General features: G+C 78.0%; 1 pseudogene. It reads right to left on the bottom strand.

The features are described 5' to 3' along the window. A pseudogene (locus KVS71_RS17855) lies at positions 1-255 on the bottom strand (DNA primase); the annotation flags it as partial.

The following is a 255-nucleotide window of genomic DNA, read 5'->3' on the forward strand; positions in this document are numbered from 1 at the left end:
CGCGCCCGGCATCGAGGCCGGGCGTGCGGAACGGCACCGCGAGGGCTCGCGTCAGCAGCGCCGCATCGATCTGGTGCCCGTACTGCAGGGCACCCATGAGCGCATCGCGCTCCACGGCGACGTCGGGTGAACGGGGCAAGCTGGCGAGCGCCACGGCCGCGACGACCGGCCCGCCCGTGGCGGGATCGACCCGCGGACCGGTCCCCCGACGCGCCTGAGGAGCGGCCGCCTGCGCACCGCGCGCGGCGCGCTCGA

This window comes from Microbacterium sp. GbtcB4, assembly GCF_019091465.1.
Classification (GTDB): Bacteria; Actinomycetota; Actinomycetes; order Actinomycetales; family Microbacteriaceae; genus Microbacterium; species Microbacterium paraoxydans.